This is a genomic window from Ancylobacter koreensis, assembly GCF_023016525.1.
In the GTDB taxonomy this organism is placed as follows: Bacteria; Pseudomonadota; Alphaproteobacteria; order Rhizobiales; family Xanthobacteraceae; genus Ancylobacter; species Ancylobacter koreensis.
Genome location: NZ_JALKCG010000005.1, coordinates 93,057 through 109,868, shown reverse-complemented (window position 1 = coordinate 109,868; position 16,812 = coordinate 93,057). Strand labels below are relative to the sequence as shown.

The following is a 16,812-nucleotide window of genomic DNA, read 5'->3' as shown; positions in this document are numbered from 1 at the left end:
GGGAATCTTTTCATGCGCGCACACCACCTTGTGGCCATTGGCCTGATCGGCGGCATCGTCGCGGGCTGCTCAACCGCCCAGGAGAATCCGAACACCGTGGGCGGGGCGGCCATCGGCGCGGTGGCGGGCGGCGTGATCGGCCAGGTCGTCGGCCACAATACCGCCGCCACCGTCCTCGGCGCGGCGGTGGGTGGCTTGATCGGCGGCTCCATCGGCAACGCGCTGGACCAGGCGGACCGGGCCCGTGCGCGCGACGCCGAGATGCAGGCGCTGGAGAACGGCACGCCGGGCGCGCCGGTGAGCTGGCGCGGCGAGAGCGGCGCCTACGGCACCATCGTGCCGGGCCCGACCTATGCGCGCGGCGGCTCGCCCAAGTGCCGCGAATTCACCCACACCATCTACATCAACGGCCAGCCGCAGACGGCGCGCGGCACCGCCTGCCGCAACCCGGACGGCACCTGGTCGCCGGTCGCCGGCTGACGGCGCGCGGTCTACGCGCCCGTGGCGGGCTGACGCAGGGGTGGCATGGAAGGCGTGCCGTCTCGCGCGACTGTGAGCCTGCGGCGATCCGACTGAGGCTCTTACGGATTGGCGGCGGCCCTTCGGTCGGCTACCTCAGCGCATTAGAGGAAGACTAATGTTGCTGTGGATCGCCTTCTCGCTGATGACCGCCGCCGCCATTCTGGCGGTGCTCTGGCCATTGCGCGCCGGGGCGTCCGCCCCCGCCGCCAGCGCCGCGCAGGCGGACCTTGCCGTCTATCGCGACCAGCTCGCCGAGATCGAGCGTGACCGTGAGAGCGGGCTCATCGGCCCGGCCGAAGGCGAGGCGGCGCGGGCCGAGGTCGCCCGCCGCATCCTGCGCGCCACCGCCGAGGCCGAGGCCGGACGCGTCACCGCCTGCGGGGCCGATCTGCGCCGCCGCGCCGTGGCGGTGATCGCGCTCCTCGGCGTGCCGCTGCTGGCGAGCGGGCTCTATTTCACCCTCGGCTCGCCGCTCTACCCCCCGCAGCCGCTGGCGCAGCGGCTGGAGGCGCGGCCCGACCAGTCCGACATCGCCATTCTCATCCGCAAGGTCGAGGGCCATCTCGAAGCCAATCCCGATGACGGGCGCGGCTATGAGGTGGTGGCGCCGATCTATGCCCGGATCGGGCGGCTCGACGACGCGGTGCGGGCGTGGAGCAACGCCATCCGCCTGCTCGGCTCGAACGCCCAGCGCCAGACCGGGCTCGGCGAGGCGCTGGTCGCGCAGTCCGGCGGCGTCGTCACGGCGGAAGCCAAGGCCGCCTTCCAGGCCGCGCTGGCGCAGGCGCCGGACGATCCCAAGGCGCGCTATTTCCTCGGCCTCGCCGCCGAGCAGGACGGCCAGCCCGCCGAGGCGGCCCGCCTGTGGAGCGCGCTGGCTGCCGCCTCCCCGCCCGACGCGCCGTGGCAGGGACTGCTGCGCGAGTCCCTCGCACGGGTCGGCGCCCCGGCGCCGGCAGTTGCACCGGGGCAAGGGTCGGGGCAAGGGGCGGGACCCGGCGCCGCCGATGTCGCTGCCGCCGGCAGCCTCTCCCCGGAGGAGCGCCAGCAGATGGTGCGTGGCATGGTGCAGCGCCTGTCCGACCGGCTGGCGCAGGACGGCGACGATCTCGACGGCTGGCTGCGGCTGATGCGGGCCTGGAACGTGCTGGGCGAGGCGGACAAGGCGAAGGCCGCCGCCGCCGATGCGCGCACCCATTTCGCCAAGGACGACGGGGCGCTCGGGCGCATCGACACGCTGGCCCGCGAACTCGGCCTCGGGAGCTGACGCCATGACCCGCAAGGGACGCCGCCTTCTGCTCATCTCCGGCGCGCTCGGCGTGCTCGCGGTCGCTGCCGGCCTCGTGCTGTTCGCGCTGAGCGACACCATCGTGTTCTTCCGCTCGCCGAGCGAGATCGCCGCCGAGCGCACCGCCCCGGGCACGCGCCTGCGCCTCGGCGGGCTGGTGAAGGACGGCAGCGTCGTGAAGTCCGACAACACCCATGTGCGCTTCGTCGTCACCGATGGCGGGGGAGACCTCGCGGTGAACTATGTCGGCCTGCTGCCGGACCTGTTCCGCGAGGGGCAGGGCGTGATCGCCGAGGGCACGATGGCGCCCGACGGCACCTTCACCGCCGACAGCGTGCTCGCCAAGCACGACGAGAACTACATGCCCAAGGAAGTCGCCGACGCGCTGAAGAAGCAGGGCGTGTGGAAGGAAGGGGAGGGCAAGCCGTGAGGGTGCGCACCACCTTCTGCCCCGTCATGGCCGGGCTTGACCCGGCCATCCACGTCTTCCTCCGTTCCGCCCGTCTCGAAGACGTGGATCCCCGGGTCAGGCCCGGGGATGACGTTGCATTGGGTCGGGTCGCTGATGTGCCCATGGCGAGGAGCACGCGCCCATGAATCCCGAGATCGGCCATTACGCCCTCGTCCTCTCTCTCGCCGTCGCCATATTGATGACGGTGATCCCGATCTGGGGCGCGCGCTCCGGGGATGAAGCTCTGATGCGGGTGGGCTCGACGCTGGCGCTGGTGCTGGCCGGTTTCGTGAGCCTCGCCTTCGCGGCGCTGGTGAGCGCCTATGTGCAGTCCGACTTCTCGGTGCTGAACGTCGTCGAGAACTCGCATTCCGCCAAGCCGCTGCTCTACCGCATCACCGGCACATGGGGGAACCATGAGGGCTCGATGCTGCTCTGGGTGCTGGTGCTGGCGGTGTTCGGCGCGCTGGTGGCGTTGTTCGGCACGAACCTGCCGGCGCGGCTGAAGGCGAATGTGCTGGGCGTGCAGGGCTCGATCGCGGTCGCCTTCCTGCTGTTCATCCTGCTCACGTCGAACCCGTTCACCCGCGTGGTGCCCCCGCCGGCGGAGGGCAACGACCTCAACCCGATCCTGCAGGATATCGGCCTCGCCATCCATCCGCCGCTGCTCTATCTCGGCTATGTCGGCTTCTCCATCACCTTCGCCTTCGCCGTCGCCGCGCTGATCGAGGGGCGCATCGACGCCGCCTGGGCGCGATGGGTGCGCCCGTGGGCGCTGGCCGCCTGGGGCTTCCTGACGCTCGGCATCGCCATGGGTTCCTACTGGGCCTATTACGAGCTCGGCTGGGGCGGCTGGTGGTTCTGGGACCCGGTGGAGAACGCCTCGCTGATGCCGTGGTTCGCCGGCACGGCGCTGATCCATTCCGCCGTCGTGATGGAAAAGCGCGACGCGCTGAAGGTATGGACGGTGCTCCTCGCCATCCTCGCCTTCTCGCTGTCGTTGCTCGGCACCTTCCTCGTGCGCTCGGGCGTGCTGACCTCCGTGCACGCCTTCGCCACCGATCCCTCGCGCGGCGTGTTCATCCTCGGCATCCTGATCTTCTTCATCGGCGGCTCGCTGGCGCTCTATGCGCTGCGCGCGCCCACGCTCCGGCAGGGCGGCATCTTCGCCCCCGTGTCCCGCGAGGGGGCGCTTGTGCTGAACAACCTGCTGCTGACCGCCGCCGCGGCCGCCGTGCTGGTCGGCACGCTCTACCCGCTGGCGCTGGAAGCCTTCAACGGCGAGAAGATCACCGTCGGCCCGCCCTATTTCAACCTGACGGTCGGCGCGCTGATGCTCCCCGTGGTCTTCGCCATGCCCTTCGGGCCGCTGCTGGCCTGGAAGCGCGGCGACCTTGCCGGCGCGGCGCAGCGCATGATGGCCGCTTTCGGCCTCGCTATCGTCGCCGGCGCCCTCGCCCTGTGGGCGCAGGGCGGCGGGCCGCTGCTGGCGCCCTTCGGCATGGGGTTGGCGGTGTTCGTCGTCATCGGCGCGGCGGTGGAGATCGTCGAGCGCGCGGGCTTCGGACGCCTGCCGGCGGCGACCGCCTTCGCACGGCTGCGCGGCCTGCCGCGCTCGGCCTTCGGCGGGGCGCTGGCCCATGCCGGCATCGGCGTCTGCCTGTTCGGCATCATCGCCGAGACGAGCTGGAACGCCGAACGCATCACCGGCGTGAAGGTCGGCGGGAGCTTCGAGGTCGGCGGCTACGAGCTGACCCTCGACCGGCTGGAGCCGCGCAACGGGCCGAACTACCGCGATCTCGTCGGCGTGTTCTCGGTGCGCAAGGGCGGCGTCGACGCCGGCACCATCGAATCGGCCAAGCGCCTGTTCACCGCCCGCAACATGCCGACCACCGAGGCCGGCATCCGCACCATCGGCTTCAGCCAGCTCTATGTGAGCGTCGGCGACGAGCTGCCGGGCGGGGCCGTCGGCGTGCGCGCCTACTGGAAGCCCTTCGTCACGCTGATCTGGATCGGCGCGCTCATCATGGCACTGGGCGGCGTGCTGTCGCTGAGCGACCGCCGCCTGCGCGTCGGCGCACCCAAGCCGGCGAAGAAGCCGAAGGCCAGGCCGGGCCCGGATGCCGACCCGGCCGCCCCGGTGCCGGCGGAGTGAGGCGTGAGGGATATTCGGCTCAGCGCGCATGTCAGGGTCGTGATGGCCGAACGCGGCATCGAGGCAGCTTGGGTCGCACGGACGCTGGAGGCGCCGGATCGGGTGGATGTCGATCCCAACGATCCGGCGCTCGAACGGGCCTTCGCGGCGATAGCTGAGCGCGACGGCCGGGTTTTGCGTGTAGTCTACCGGCCGGATGGCGATGCGGTCTTCGTCGTCACGACCTTCTTCGATCGCGGAGCGCGGCGATGAAACTCAAATATGATCCCGAGGCGAATGCGCTTTATGTCCGCTTCAGCGCGGGCGCCGTCGTCGAAAGCGCGGAAGTGTCGCCCGGCGTCGTGCTCGACTATGACGAGCAGGGCCACATTCTCGCGCTCGAACTCCTGCAGGCGCGCGAGAAGCTGGCGCCGGAAGTACTGACGGAAGCCGCCGAATGACCCGATTGTGCCGCCTCGCGGGAGCCGCCCTGCTGCTGGCGGCGCTGGCCGCGCCGGCCCATGCCGTACAGCCCGACGAGGTCCTGCCCGACGCCGCACAGGAGGCGCGGGCGCGCGAGCTCTCCAAGGAGCTGCGCTGCATGGTCTGCCAGAACCAGTCCATCGACGATTCCAACGCCCCGCTGGCGCGCGACCTGCGCCTGCTCGTGCGCGAGCGCATCGCCGCCGGCGACAGCGACCGGCAGGTGATGGACTATCTGGTCTCGCGCTACGGCGAATTCGTGCTGCTGCGCCCGAGCTGGCACGGCGCCAACGCCATTCTGTGGCTCGCGCCTTTCGCGGTGCTGCTGGTGGGCGGCGCCGGTCTTGTCATTGCCTATCGCCGCCGGACGGTTCTGGCCGGCGCTACGGCTCCCCTCTCGCCGGAGGAGGAGGAAAAGCTGCGCCGGGCGCTCGGCGAGGGCGCGGCGGACGTTACGAAACTTTAACGCCGCCGCCAGCCTGCGTTAAGGCGGCGCTCTCTAGCTTCCTCGTCAACGCTCCCCGAGGGGAGAGTGATTTGTCGAACGAGGAACGACACATGTCGCGCAACGCGCTCAACCAGACCACGCCTTCTTCGTCCACGCTGCGCCACAGCCGTTCCCGGCTGCTCGCCGGCGTCTTTACGCTGGCGCTCGCCGGCGGCGCCTTCGGCGCCCTGGTGCTCCCCGAGACCATTACTCCCGCCGCCGCCCAGCTGACGACCAACCAGCCGGCCGGCACCTTCTCCTTCGCCGACATCGTCGAGAAGGTCTCGCCCGCCGTCGTCAGCGTGAAGGTGAAGAAGGACGAGGACGAGGTCGCCGCCAATGACGACGAGGGCATGGGCGGCCAGAACGTTCCCCCGCAGATCGAGCGCTTCATGCGCCGCTTCGGCTTCGGCCCCGGCGGCCCGGGCCAGGGTGGCCCCGACATGGGCCCGCGTCGCGGCCCCGGCCATCGCGCCGTCGTCGGCCAGGGTTCCGGCTTCTTCATCTCCAATGACGGCTATGTCGTCACCAACAACCACGTGGTCGACGGCGCCTCGGAAGTCGATGTGACCACCACGGACGGCAAGAGCTACACCGCCAAGGTGATCGGCACCGACCCGCGCACCGACGTGGCGCTGCTGAAGGTCGAGGGCAAGGGCAACTTCCCGTGGGTGAAGCTGGCCGAGAAGGCGCCGCGCGTCGGCGACTGGGTGGTCGCGGTCGGCAACCCCTTCGGCCTCGGCGGCACCGTCACGGCGGGCATCGTCTCGGCGCGTGGCCGCGACATCGGCTCGGGCCCGTATGACGACTTCATCCAGATCGACGCGCCGATCAACCGCGGCAATTCCGGCGGCCCGACCTTCGGCCTCGACGGCGACGTGATCGGCATGAACACCGCCATCGTCTCCCCCTCGGGCGGCAATGTCGGCATCGCCTTCGCCATTCCCTCCGAGACCGTCTCCGAGGTGGTCGAGGCGCTGAAGTCCGGCGGTCAGGTGGCGCGTGGCTATGTCGGCGTGCAGATCCAGCCGGTCAGCGACGAAGTTGCCGAGGCGATGGACCTGAAGGAGACCGACGGCGCGCTGATCGCCCAGGTGCAGCCCGGCACGCCCGGCGACAAGGCCGGCCTCAAGGCGGGCGACATCGTGACAGCGATCGACGGCGAGACCATCAAGGACTCCCGCGAGATGTCGCGCGAGATCGCCCGCAAGAAGCCGGGCGTGACGGTGAAGCTGAGCGTGCTGCGCGACGGCAAGTCGATCACCGTGCCGGTGACGCTGGAGCAGTTGCCGACCGACGTCGCCTCCCTCGACAAGAAGGGCGGCGATGCCGAGCAGGGCAACCACGGCGTGCCGCGCCTCGGCCTGTCGCTGGCCCCCGCCAAGGGTGTCGCCGGCGCCGGCGACCAGGGCGTGGTCATCACCGAGGTCGACCCGAACGGCCCCGGCGCCGAGCGCGGCCTGAAGGCGGGTGACGTCATCCTCGACGTGGCCGGCAAGCCGGTCATGACCCCGGCCGACGTGCGCGACGGCCTTGCCACCGCCAAGAAGGACAACCGCAAGGCCGTCCTGATGCGCGTCAAGTCCGAGCAGGGCACCCGCTTCGTCGCCATCTCGCTCGGCGAACAGCGCGGCTGACAATAGATGCGTGCCGATCCGCCTGTACTGCGGGCGGATCGGACCGCGCGTCCTCCAGTCGATCAGAGGGCGATGTGCCGATCGGTCCGATCGGATCGCACTCTGGGAGTTCCGGTTGCGGCTCGTTCCGTCGCCCCTTGGGCTGCGGCCGGTTCGGTGGCGCGGGAGGTCCGAAAGGGCTTTCCGCGTCATCTTTTTGGGGCGCCGGCGGACGGCATGTCCGCCAAGGCACCAGATAGGCGGGAGGCGCGAAATGACGTACATGGGGACGAGTTCGAATCCTCTCGCCGCCGCCGATTCCACGCCGCGTCGCGATGGCCGGGCCTGCGATGGGCCCGTCATCGACCTCGCGGATGTCCGGCGGGATCGCCGCCTGCACGACCAAGAGCCCGCCATGCGCCTGCTGATCGTCGAGGACGACCGTGATGCCGCCGACTATCTGCGCAAGGCGTTTCGCGAGGCGGGCCATGTCGTCGACGTCGCGTCCGACGGCGAGGACGGCCTCGCCCACGCGCTCGACGGCGGCTACGACGTGCTGGTCGTCGACCGCATGCTGCCGCGCCGCGACGGTCTCTCGCTGATCGCCGAGCTGCGCGGGCGCGGCGACAAGACGCCCTCGCTCATCCTCTCCGCCCTCGGCCAGGTCGATGACCGCGTGACCGGGCTGCGCGCCGGCGGCGACGACTACCTGCCCAAGCCCTACGCCTTCTCCGAGCTGCTGGCCCGCGTCGAGGCGCTGGCCCGGCGCGGCGCGCCGCAGGCGACCGACACCATGTACCGCGTCGCCGATCTCGAACTCGACCGGCTGGCGCATCGCTGCACCCGCGCCGGTCAGGAGATCGTGCTGCAGCCGCGCGAGTTCCGCCTGCTCGAATATCTCATGCGCCATGCGGGGCAGGTGGTGACGCGCACCATGTTGCTGGAGAATGTGTGGGACTACCATTTCGACCCGCAGACCAACGTCATCGACGTGCATGTCTCGCGGCTGCGCTCCAAGATCGACAAGGGCTTCGATCCGCCGCTGCTCCACACGGTGCGCGGCGCGGGATACATCATCCGTGACGGCGCTCGGTAAGCTCATCCGCACCACGGCGTTCAAGCTGATCGCCGCCTATCTGTTCGTCTTCGCGGTCTTCGCCGGCTCGGTCATCGCCTATCTCGGCTGGCACACGCAGCGGCTGGTGACGCGGCAGGCGACGGAATCGATCGAGGCCGACACCCGCTTCATCGAGGCGCAGTTCGAGCGCGGCGGCATCTCGCGCGCCGTGCAGGTGGTCAACCGCCGCGCCCGCGCGCCCGATGCCGGCCTGCTGCTCGTCACCAGCTTCAGCGGCGACCCGCTGGCCGGCAACGTGCTGAACCTGCCGCTGAACTTCCTCGACAAGCCCGGCTGGCGCGAGATCGACTATCTGCGCTCGGAGGAAGCCTCCGCCGCGCCGAGCCGGGCGCTGGTCTACGTCACCTTCCTGCCCGGCGAGTTCCGCCTGCTGGTCGGGCGCGACATCGTGGAGCGCGAGGAGCTGCGCCAGATCATTATCGGGCCCGCCGTCTGGGGTCTGGTGCTGCTGGTGGTGCTGGGCGTCGCCGGCGGACTGTTCGTCACCCGCCGCGTGCTCAAGCGGATCGACCAGATGACGGCGATTTCCGACGGCATCATGGCCGGCGACCTCTCCGGCCGGCTCTCGGTGGCGGATACCGGCGACGAGTTCGACCGCCTCGCGCTGAGCCTCAACGCCATGCTGGAGCGCATCGAGGCGCTGATGGCGGGGCTGAAGGAGGTCTCCGACAACATCGCCCACGACCTCAAGACCCCGCTGACGCGCCTGCGCAACCGCGCCGAGGACGCGCTGCGCACCGCCGGGGCCGAGGCGGACTGGCGCGCCGCCACCGAGCAGACCATCGAAGAATCCGACGGGCTGATCCGCACCTTCGACGCGCTGCTGATGATCGCCCGCGCCGAGGCCGGGCAGGCGCGCGCCGCCATGGTGCGCTTCGACCTCGCGGAGACGGCGGCCAGCGTCGCCGAGCTCTACGAGCCGCTGGCCGACGAGGCCGGGCTCGACCTCGTGGTCGACGCCTCCGGCCCGCTGCCGGTGCATGGCGTGCGCGAACTGTTCGCGCAGGCGCTCTCCAACATGATCGACAACGCCATCAAATACAGCGCCCCGGACACGCCCGGCGAGCGCCGCGAATTGACGCTCACCGTCACGCGCGAGGGCGAGCGCGCCCGGCTGGCCGTGGCCGACCGCGGCCCCGGCATTCCCGAGGCGGACCGGCCGCGCGTGCTGGAGCGTTTCGTGCGGCTGGAGGCGAGCCGCACGCAGCCGGGCTTCGGGCTCGGGCTCTCGCTGGTGGCGGCGGTGGTGCGCCTGCACGGCGGCACGCTGTCGCTGGAAGGCAACGATCCCGGGCTGCGGATCGTTGTCGACCTGCCGCTCGATCTCGCCGAACCCGAGCGGGCCGCCTGAAAGGGCGCTCAGCATTCGACAACCGGATGGCGTTAGGTTAGGCGCAGCGGGGGAGGCGGCGCAGCGATGGCGTCACGGCGCAGCGTGAAGGCGACGGAGGAGCAGGGGAACGGCCTTGCGGCGCGGCTGCGCCGGGAGCCGGGCTTTGCCGTGTCCGCGCGCCTGCCTGCCGCGCTGAAGGGCGCGCTTGCCGACGCCTCGCCGCAGACACGCGCGCGGCTCGACGCCTTGCTGGCCGCCCATCCGCAGGCGCGCGCCGTGCTGGCCGGCGTCGTCGCGCATTCGCCCTTCCTCACCGAGCTGATCCGCGTCGATCCCGCCCGGCTGGCCGATATCCTCGACAGCGATCCCGCCGAGGCGCTGGCAGCCGCCCGCGTCGCCATGGCAGCGGCGGTCGGCGCCACCGACGACGAGGCGGACGTCATGGCCGCGCTGCGGCGCCTGCGCGCGCAGACCGCGCTGACGGTCGCGCTGGCCGATATCGGCGGCGTGTTCGACCTTGCGGCCGTCACCGCCGAGCTGACCGCCACGGCCGATGCCTGCATCGCGCAGACGGTGGAATTCCTCGTGCGCGAGGCTATCGCCGGCCGCAAGCTGAAGAGGGCCGCCGCCACGCGCCTCGGCTACACCGTGCTTGCCATGGGCAAGCACGGCGCGCGCGAGCTGAACTATTCCAGCGATGTCGACCTGATCGTGCTCTACGACCCGGACATCGCGCCGCTGGCGAAGGATGTGGAGGTGGCGCCCTTCTTCGTGCGGCTGACCCAGCGGCTCGTGAAGCTCATTCAGGAGCGCACGGGCGAGGGCTATGTCGCCCGCGTCGACCTGCGCCTGCGCCCCGATCCGGCCTCGACACCGGTCGCGCTCTCGGTCGACGCGGCGCTGAACTATTACGAGCGCGAGGGCGCCACCTGGGAGCGTGCCGCCTATATCAAGGCGCGCCCCATCGCCGGCGACATCGAGCTGGGCAACGCCTTTCTCAGGCAGATGGCACCCTTCGTCTGGCGCCGCGCGCTCGACTATGCGGCGGTGGCCGAGGTCCATGCGATGAAGCAGGACATCCACGCCTTTCGCGGCCACGGCGCCATCGCGGTGGAAGGTCACAACGTCAAGCTCGGGCGCGGCGGCATACGCGAGATCGAGTTCTTCGTGCAGACTCAGCAGCTCATCGCCGGCGGGCGCGACCCGCGCCTGCGCACCCCGCGCACGCTGGAAGCGCTGGCCACGTTGGCAGAGGCCCGCTGGATCGGCGAGGCCGCGCGCGAGGAGCTGGACGAGGCCTACCATTATCTGCGCCGTGTCGAGCACCGGCTGCAGATGGCGGCGGACGCGCAGACCCATTCCCTGCCCGAGAGCGAGGAGGCGCTGGCGGGCTTCGCGCGCTTCATGGGCTATGAGGACCGCGCGAACTTCGCCGACGCGCTGACCGAGCGCCTCGCCCGCGTGCAGGATCATTATTCCCGGCTGTTCGAGGAGGCCCGGCCGCGCGCGGCGGTGGAGGGGCGCCTCGACTTCCCCCCCGGCAAGGACGACCGCGAGACGCTGGCGACGCTGAAGGGCCTCGGCTATGCCGACCCGGGGGCGGCGAGCGCGACGGTGCGCGGCTGGCTGGCCGGCGAACCCCGCGCCCTGCGGCCCGAGGGCATGCGCGAGGAGCTGGAGGCCGTCGTGCCGCTGCTCGTCGACGCGCTGGCGCGCGGCGGGGCGCCCGATGCCGGGCTGAACGCCGCCGACCGTTTCTTCCGCGAGCTGCCGACCGCGCACCGCCTGCTGCCGGCGCTGCGGCATAATCCTGATCTCGTGCGGCTGATGGCGACCATCCTCGGCACCGCGCCGCGGCTCGGCGAGATGCTGGCGCACCGCCCCTCGCTGATCGACGCGCTGCTCGATCCCGCCTTCTTCGGCTCCCTGCCCGACGAGCCCGAGCTTGCCGCGCGCCTCAAGGCTGATCTCGCGCAGGCGGAGGACCAGGAGGACCTGCTCGATCGCGCCCGCCGCTTCCGGCAGGAGCACCATGTGCTGATCGGCGTGCGCATCCTCTCCGGCACCCTGCCGGCGGCGCGCGCCGGGGAGGCCTTCGCGCGGCTGGCCGACATCATCATCCGCGCGCTCGGCGAGGCGGTGACGGCGCGGTTCCGCGAGGCGCACGGCACGATTGCCGGCGCCGAGGTGGCGGTGCTTGCCATGGGCAAGCTCGGCGGGCGCGAGATGACCGCCGGCTCCGACCTCGACCTCATCGTGCTCTATGATTTCGACGGGGAGCATCCCGAGAGCGACGGCCCACGTCCGCTCTATGGCGCGCAGTATTTCGCCCGCCTTACCCAGCGCCTCGTCAGCGCACTCACCACGCCGACGAATGCCGGCCAGCTCTACGAGGTGGATCTGCGCCTGCGCCCCTCCGGCCGGGCCGGCCCGGTGGCGACGAGCCTGCCGCGCTTCGAGGCCTATCAGGCCGAGGAAGCGTGGACCTGGGAGCACATGGCGCTGACGCGGGCGCGCGTCGTCTCGGCCTCGCCCGCCTTCCGCACGCGCGTGGAGGAGGCTATCGCCGAGGTGCTGCGCCGGCCGCGCGTCGCCTCGCGGCTCGCCGCCGACATTCTCGACATGCGCGGCGCCATCGCCGACGAGAAGGGCGACGACGACCCGTGGGACCTGAAATATGCGCGCGGCGGGCTGGTCGATATCGAGTTCATCGCCCAGTACCTTGTGCTCGCCCATGCGCGCCGCGAACCGCGCATCGTCGATACGTCGACGCTCAGGGTGATCGGCCACGCCGCGCAGGCCGGGCTGATCGACGTGCTCGACGGGCATCTCCTCGGCGATGCCTGCCGGCTGATGCACGATCTCACGCAGGTGCTGCGCCTCGCGCTCTCCGGCCCGTTCAAGCCGGCCGAGGCGAGCCCGGCGCTGCGCCGGCTGCTGGCGCGGGCGGGCGCCATGCCGGACTTCTCGACGCTGGAGGCGCATCTGTTCGAGACGCAGAGCCAGGTGCGCGCCACCTTCGAGCGGCTGCTGAACGACGAGCCGGCGCGCCGGCGAGCCTAGAGGAGTTTCTCCACCACGCGGTCGGCGATGGCGAGGCTGGCGGTGAGGCCGGGGGATTCGATGCCGAAGAGCTGCACCAGCCCCGGCACGCCGTGCTCCTCCGGCCCGTCGATGCGGAAATCCGCCGCCGGGGCGCCGGGGGGCACGATCTTCGGGCGGACGCCGGCATAGGCCGGGTTCAGCGCGCTGTCCGGCAGCGCCGGCCAGTAGCGGCGGATCGCGGCGTAGAATTTCTCGCCGCGCGCCGGGTCGACGTCGTAGTTGAGCCCGCCCACCCATTGCGTGTCCGGCCCGAAACGGGCCTGCCCGCCGAGGTCGAGGGTCAGATGCACGCCGAGCCCGGCCTGCTCCGGCACGGGATAGACCAGCCGCGAGAACGGCGCGCGGCCGGAGAGCGTGAAATAGGAACCCTTGCAGAACCACGCCTGCGGGATCGCCCCCGCCGGGATGCCGGCGATGGCGCGGGCGAGCGGCACGGCGCCATGGCCGGCGGCGTTGACGAAGCTCGTGCAGGTCAGCCGCATCGGCTCGGCGCCGCCGATGTCGAGTGCGAAGCCATCTGCTGCCACTTGGCCGGCGAGGATCGGGGCGTTGAAGGCGATCATGCCGCCGGCATCCTCCAGATCGCCGCGATAGGCCAGCATCAGCGCGTGGCTGTCGATAATGCCGGTGGAGGGCGAGAGCAGCGCCGCCTCGGCATTGAGCGCCGGCTCCAGCGCGCGCGCCTGCGCGCCCGACAGCGGTTCGAGATCGTCGACCCCGCAAGCGCGGGCGTGGGCGTCGATGGCGGCGAGCTTCTCCGTCTCGGCGGGGCTGGTGGCGACGATCAGCTTGCCGCAGTTGCGGTGCGGCACGCCGCGCGCGGCGCAATAGGCATAGAGCGCGCGCTTCCCCTCGACGCAGAGCCGGGCCTTCAGCGTGTCGGGGGCATAATAGATGCCGGCGTGGATGACCTCGCTGTTGCGGGCGGAGGTTTCCGAGCCGACGAGGCCGGTCGCCTCCAGCACCAGCACCTCGCGGCCGCTCAGCGCCAGCGCGCGGGCGATGGCGAGGCCAACCACGCCAGCCCCGGCGACCACGCAGTCGACGGCGTATTCCTCGCTCATGCCGGCGATCTTATTCGGCCGGCAGCGCGCGGCCAGAGCGATATTGCAGAGCCGGGCGCCCGCCCAGCGGCAGGCGGACGATCACCGTGGTGCCGATGCCTTCCGAGGAGCTGATGCGCATCGAGCCGCCATGCAGCTCGACCAGCGACTTGGCGATGGCGAGGCCGAGGCCCGAGCCCTTGTGGGTCTTGGTGAACTGGCTTTCCACCTGCTCGAAGGGCCGGCCGATCTTCGCCAGCGCGCTCTTGGGGATGCCGATTCCGGTATCTTCGATCACCAGCAGCGCGGCATGCGACGAGCGCCGGGTGCGCAGGGTGACGCGGCCGTGCTCCGGGGTGAACTTGATGGCGTTGGACAGCAGGTTGAGCGCGATCTGCTTGAGCGCGCGCCGGTCGGCCTCGATGGAGACCGGCTCGCCGGTCTCGGCGGTGACGGCGAGGTGTTTCTCGTCGGCGCGCACCGACATGACGCGGATGGCGTCCTCCACCACCTCGTCGAGCCGCACCGGCTGGAGGCTGAGCTGCACGCGGCCGGCCTCGATGCGCGACATGTCGAGAATGTCGTTGATGACGTCGAGCAGGTAGCGGCCGGAATCGCGGATATCGCGGCAGTACTCGTTGTACTTGTCGCTGCCGAGCGGGCCGAACAGCCCGCTTTCCATCAGCTCGGAGAAGCCGATGATGGCGTTGAGCGGCGTGCGCAGCTCGTGGCTCATATTGGCGAGGAATTCGGACTTGGCGCGGTTGGCGTCCTCGGCCTTGGTCTTCTCGTCGGCGTAGTTCTGCGCCAGCTCGGCGAGCTGGAGCGCCTGCAGCTCCAGCGTCTGCTGCGACTTGCGCAGGTCCGCGACCAACGCCATCAGCCGTTTCTCGCTCTCCATCAGCCGCTCTTCGTGGCGCTTGAGCGCGGTGATGTCGGTGCCGACCGAGACGTAGCCGCCATCCTTGGTGCGGCGCTCGGCGACCTTGAGCCAGCGCCCGCCTTCCAGCTGCACCTCGAAGGCACGGGCGCCTTCTTCCGGCCGGTCCTCGGGGCGCAGCGGGATGCGCACCACCGGCTGGCGGGCGAGCGAGGCGATGGCCTCGAACTCTGTGCCCGGCGCCACCGTGGCGTCGCCGATGCCGTGCAGCGACTGGAACTTGGAATTGCACATCACCAGCCGGTTCGTGCTGTCCCACAGCACGAAGGATTCGGAGATGCTCTCGATGGCGTCGCGCAGGCGCATGTCGGCGGTGGCGGTGCGCTCGGCGAGCCGGCGCTCCTCGGTGACGTCGACCGCGATGCCGACGAGGTGCGGGGGCTCGCCATTCTCCTGCGGCACCACCTCGGCACGGGCGCGCAGCCAGACCCAGTGGCCGTCCGCGTGCTTCATGCGGAACACCCGGTCGATGGTGCGGCCGGGCTTGTCGGCGATCTCGCGGGCGATGTCGTAGAGATTGGTGTCGTCGGGATGGACGAGGCCGGCGACCTCGCCGAAGGAAATCAGCTCGTCGCGCGGCTCGTGGCCGAGCATCTCGAACATGGATTCGGACCAGAACATGCGCCCGCGCCCCATGTCCCAGTCCCACAGGCCGCAGCGCCCGCGCGAAAGCGCGGTGTCGATGCGCGCACGCACTGTCTCGTAGATGCCGTCCGCCTCGCGGGCGCGGGTCGCCTGCCAGTGGAAGGCGAAGCCGAGGATGAGCAGCACCGCCCCGGTCGTCGAGAGCAGGGTGACGGTGAGGATGGTGTCGGACTGCCAGGTCGCGAGCGCGCCGGAGAGCGGCTGCACCACGACGAGCTGCATCGGGGCGCTGGAGAGGTTGCGCACCGTAGCGAGCGCGGGCGAACCGTCGGGCATCACCACGTCGAGCACGCCGGCATTTTCGGCGAAGATGGCGAGTGCCTGGGTGTTGGCGAGAAGCTGGGCGATCTGCTCACCGGCCGCCGGCGCGCCATCGGCGGCGCCGTCATGGGTGGCGAGCACGCGCCCGCCCGCATCGATCAGCCCGTAGCGCCGGCCGGCCTCGGCAGCGCGTGGCGGCAGGCTGTCGCGCAGCAGCGCATCGGGAGCGGTGGTGCCGGGCGCGTGGCGGCCGGTTTCGCTCGCGATGGCGGCGGCGAAAAGAGCCAGCTCGTCCTTGGCGTTGGCGATGGCATCGGCGCGATAGGCGCGGATCTGCACCACGGCAGCGATGGCGACGGAGGCGATGAAGGCAATGATAAGCGCCGGCACCGCCTTGCGCATGAAGGGTTCGGCGTCGACCAACCGTTGATATGCCGGCCGCGCCACTGAGCGTGCAAGCCCTCGCATGGCTTGTACGCGCACGGACGCGCCTGCAGCGTTGGCGCGAGCCATCCGCCGGCCTCCCCCGAAGTCCCAACCCCGATCCCAAACGACAGGAGCGATGTGCCGCATCTCTCCGAATCACCGCGATTTGAATCGAATCGTCCCGCCGCGTCCAGAGTCCCTGGGAGTCAAGTTAAGGATTCGGCAACCTTCCGGTTGTGGCTGCCACACTCGGGTGTGGCCGGCGCGGGTTTGCCGGTGACGGCCGGCGACAGCGCACACGGCGCATGCGGTCAACCGCGCCGCATGGACGGGCCAAGGCGGCCGATGCTATGCGCAGGCGGCCCGTTCCGGGCGCCAGCAGGGAGAGACGACCACATGAGCGACATCTGGTTCCGCACCGGCGAGGCCACCGTGCTCGCGGCCGACGGGCAGTATACCGACGCGATGCCCGAGGTGCTGATCGGCTCCGTGCGCGGCCCGGCCGGGCACGCCTTCGCCTCCATGATGGGTCAGGTGCAGGGCCACACCCGCATGTTCGTGGTGCGCGACCTGAACCAGCAGGTGCGCCCCGCCACCATGATGACCACCAAGGCTACCATCCACACGCTGGAATATGTCGACCTGCTCGGCGGCGTGGTGCAGGGCGCCATCGGTGACGCCATCGTCGATGCGCTCGCCGAGGGCATCCTGCCCAGGGACCAGGCCGACGAGCTGTGCATGATCGTGATGGTGTGGCTCGACCCGCGCTGCGCCGAGGACGAGAATCTCGACAAGGCGGACCTCTACCGCACCAATTACGAGGCGATGAAGATCGCGCTGGAGCGCGCCATGACCGGCCGCCCGACCGTCGACGAGCTGATCGCCAACCGCAAGAGCGTGAAGCACTACGCGCTGGACGGCGTGGTCGAGTACTGAGGCG

At 70.8% G+C, this 16,812-nt stretch carries 14 protein-coding genes; 12 read left to right on the top strand and 2 right to left on the bottom strand.

Annotated elements, in window-relative coordinates:
- The first annotated feature begins 12 nt into the window (after positions 1-12).
- The 11 genes from MWN33_RS13270 to MWN33_RS13220 all read left to right on the top strand — a co-directional run bounded on the left by MWN33_RS13270 (position 13) and on the right by MWN33_RS13220 (position 12,515).
- Entirely contained in the window at positions 13-480 is a 468-nt protein-coding gene (locus MWN33_RS13270) for a YMGG-like glycine zipper-containing protein (RefSeq protein WP_247201485.1), read from the top strand.
- Positions 481-637: 157 nt separating this feature from the next.
- Positions 638-1,789 carry a c-type cytochrome biogenesis protein CcmI gene (ccmI, locus tag MWN33_RS13265; protein ID WP_247201484.1) on the top strand — a complete coding sequence of 384 codons (1,152 nt, stop codon included), beginning with the start codon at positions 638-640 and terminating at the stop codon, positions 1,787-1,789.
- Positions 1,790-1,793: 4 nt separating this feature from the next.
- Positions 1,794-2,240 (top strand): cytochrome c maturation protein CcmE, encoded by a 447-nt coding sequence (gene ccmE, locus MWN33_RS13260; protein WP_247201483.1) that lies wholly within the window; start codon positions 1,794-1,796, stop codon positions 2,238-2,240.
- A 163-nt stretch (positions 2,241-2,403) separates the two neighbouring features.
- The gene (locus tag MWN33_RS13255) at positions 2,404-4,416 is read left to right on the top strand and encodes a heme lyase CcmF/NrfE family subunit (protein WP_247201482.1); all 2,013 of its coding nucleotides are present in this window, start codon (positions 2,404-2,406) and stop codon (positions 4,414-4,416) included.
- A 3-nt stretch (positions 4,417-4,419) separates the two neighbouring features.
- Positions 4,420-4,668, top strand: a complete 249-nt coding sequence (locus tag MWN33_RS13250; RefSeq protein ID WP_247201481.1) for a DUF4258 domain-containing protein — start codon at positions 4,420-4,422, stop codon at positions 4,666-4,668.
- On the top strand, positions 4,665-4,856 hold the full coding sequence (locus MWN33_RS13245) for a DUF2283 domain-containing protein (protein WP_247201480.1): 192 nt from the start codon (positions 4,665-4,667) through the stop codon (positions 4,854-4,856). Before MWN33_RS13250 ends, MWN33_RS13245 begins: the two co-directional genes overlap by 4 nt.
- Complete coding sequence (locus tag MWN33_RS13240) at positions 4,853-5,344, top strand: cytochrome c-type biogenesis protein (RefSeq protein WP_247201479.1); 492 nt, start codon at positions 4,853-4,855, stop codon at positions 5,342-5,344. Before MWN33_RS13245 ends, MWN33_RS13240 begins: the two co-directional genes overlap by 4 nt.
- A 92-nt stretch (positions 5,345-5,436) precedes the next feature.
- Complete coding sequence (locus MWN33_RS13235) at positions 5,437-7,002, top strand: Do family serine endopeptidase (protein WP_247201475.1); 1,566 nt, start codon at positions 5,437-5,439, stop codon at positions 7,000-7,002.
- 394 nt (positions 7,003-7,396) lie between these two features.
- The gene (locus MWN33_RS13230; RefSeq protein WP_247201471.1) at positions 7,397-8,077 is read left to right on the top strand and encodes a response regulator transcription factor; all 681 of its coding nucleotides are present in this window, start codon (positions 7,397-7,399) and stop codon (positions 8,075-8,077) included.
- Positions 8,061-9,470 (top strand): sensor histidine kinase, encoded by a 1,410-nt coding sequence (locus MWN33_RS13225; protein ID WP_247201465.1) that lies wholly within the window; start codon positions 8,061-8,063, stop codon positions 9,468-9,470. The genes MWN33_RS13230 and MWN33_RS13225 overlap by 17 nt, the downstream gene beginning before the upstream one ends.
- 66 nt (positions 9,471-9,536) lie before the next feature.
- Positions 9,537-12,515 (top strand): bifunctional [glutamine synthetase] adenylyltransferase/[glutamine synthetase]-adenylyl-L-tyrosine phosphorylase, encoded by a 2,979-nt coding sequence (locus MWN33_RS13220; protein WP_247201461.1) that lies wholly within the window; start codon positions 9,537-9,539, stop codon positions 12,513-12,515.
- Here the strand turns inward: MWN33_RS13220 and MWN33_RS13215 are convergent.
- Together MWN33_RS13215 and MWN33_RS13210 are read right to left on the bottom strand one after the other, a co-directional pair.
- Complete coding sequence (locus MWN33_RS13215) at positions 12,512-13,621, bottom strand: NAD(P)/FAD-dependent oxidoreductase (protein WP_247201459.1); 1,110 nt, start codon at positions 13,619-13,621, stop codon at positions 12,512-12,514. The genes MWN33_RS13220 and MWN33_RS13215 overlap by 4 nt on opposite strands.
- Before the next feature lie 10 nt (positions 13,622-13,631).
- Positions 13,632-15,959, bottom strand: coding sequence for a sensor histidine kinase (locus MWN33_RS13210; RefSeq protein WP_425532004.1), 2,328 nt, complete (start codon positions 15,957-15,959; stop codon positions 13,632-13,634).
- Between the two features lie 309 nt (positions 15,960-16,268).
- Between MWN33_RS13210 and fae the strand changes: the two genes are divergently transcribed.
- Positions 16,269-16,808 carry a formaldehyde-activating enzyme gene (fae, locus tag MWN33_RS13205; RefSeq protein ID WP_247201456.1) on the top strand — a complete coding sequence of 180 codons (540 nt, stop codon included), beginning with the start codon at positions 16,269-16,271 and terminating at the stop codon, positions 16,806-16,808.
- Positions 16,809-16,812: the final 4 nt, after the last annotated feature.

Coding starts and splice junctions, on each gene's coding strand:
- MWN33_RS13270 (WP_247201485.1), top strand. CDS start 13: ATGCGCGCACACCACCTTGTGGCCATTGGCCTGATCGGCGGCATCGTC.
- MWN33_RS13245 (WP_247201480.1), top strand. CDS start 4,665: ATGAAACTCAAATATGATCCCGAGGCGAATGCGCTTTATGTCCGCTTC.
- ccmI (WP_247201484.1), top strand. CDS start 638: ATGTTGCTGTGGATCGCCTTCTCGCTGATGACCGCCGCCGCCATTCTG.
- MWN33_RS13230 (WP_247201471.1), top strand. CDS start 7,397: ATGCGCCTGCTGATCGTCGAGGACGACCGTGATGCCGCCGACTATCTG.
- fae (WP_247201456.1), top strand. CDS start 16,269: ATGAGCGACATCTGGTTCCGCACCGGCGAGGCCACCGTGCTCGCGGCC.
- MWN33_RS13215 (WP_247201459.1), bottom strand. CDS start 13,621: ATGAGCGAGGAATACGCCGTCGACTGCGTGGTCGCCGGGGCTGGCGTG.
- MWN33_RS13255 (WP_247201482.1), top strand. CDS start 2,404: ATGAATCCCGAGATCGGCCATTACGCCCTCGTCCTCTCTCTCGCCGTC.
- MWN33_RS13220 (WP_247201461.1), top strand. CDS start 9,537: ATGGCGTCACGGCGCAGCGTGAAGGCGACGGAGGAGCAGGGGAACGGC.
- MWN33_RS13235 (WP_247201475.1), top strand. CDS start 5,437: ATGTCGCGCAACGCGCTCAACCAGACCACGCCTTCTTCGTCCACGCTG.
- MWN33_RS13210 (WP_425532004.1), bottom strand. CDS start 15,959: ATGGCTCGCGCCAACGCTGCAGGCGCGTCCGTGCGCGTACAAGCCATG.
- ccmE (WP_247201483.1), top strand. CDS start 1,794: ATGACCCGCAAGGGACGCCGCCTTCTGCTCATCTCCGGCGCGCTCGGC.
- MWN33_RS13240 (WP_247201479.1), top strand. CDS start 4,853: ATGACCCGATTGTGCCGCCTCGCGGGAGCCGCCCTGCTGCTGGCGGCG.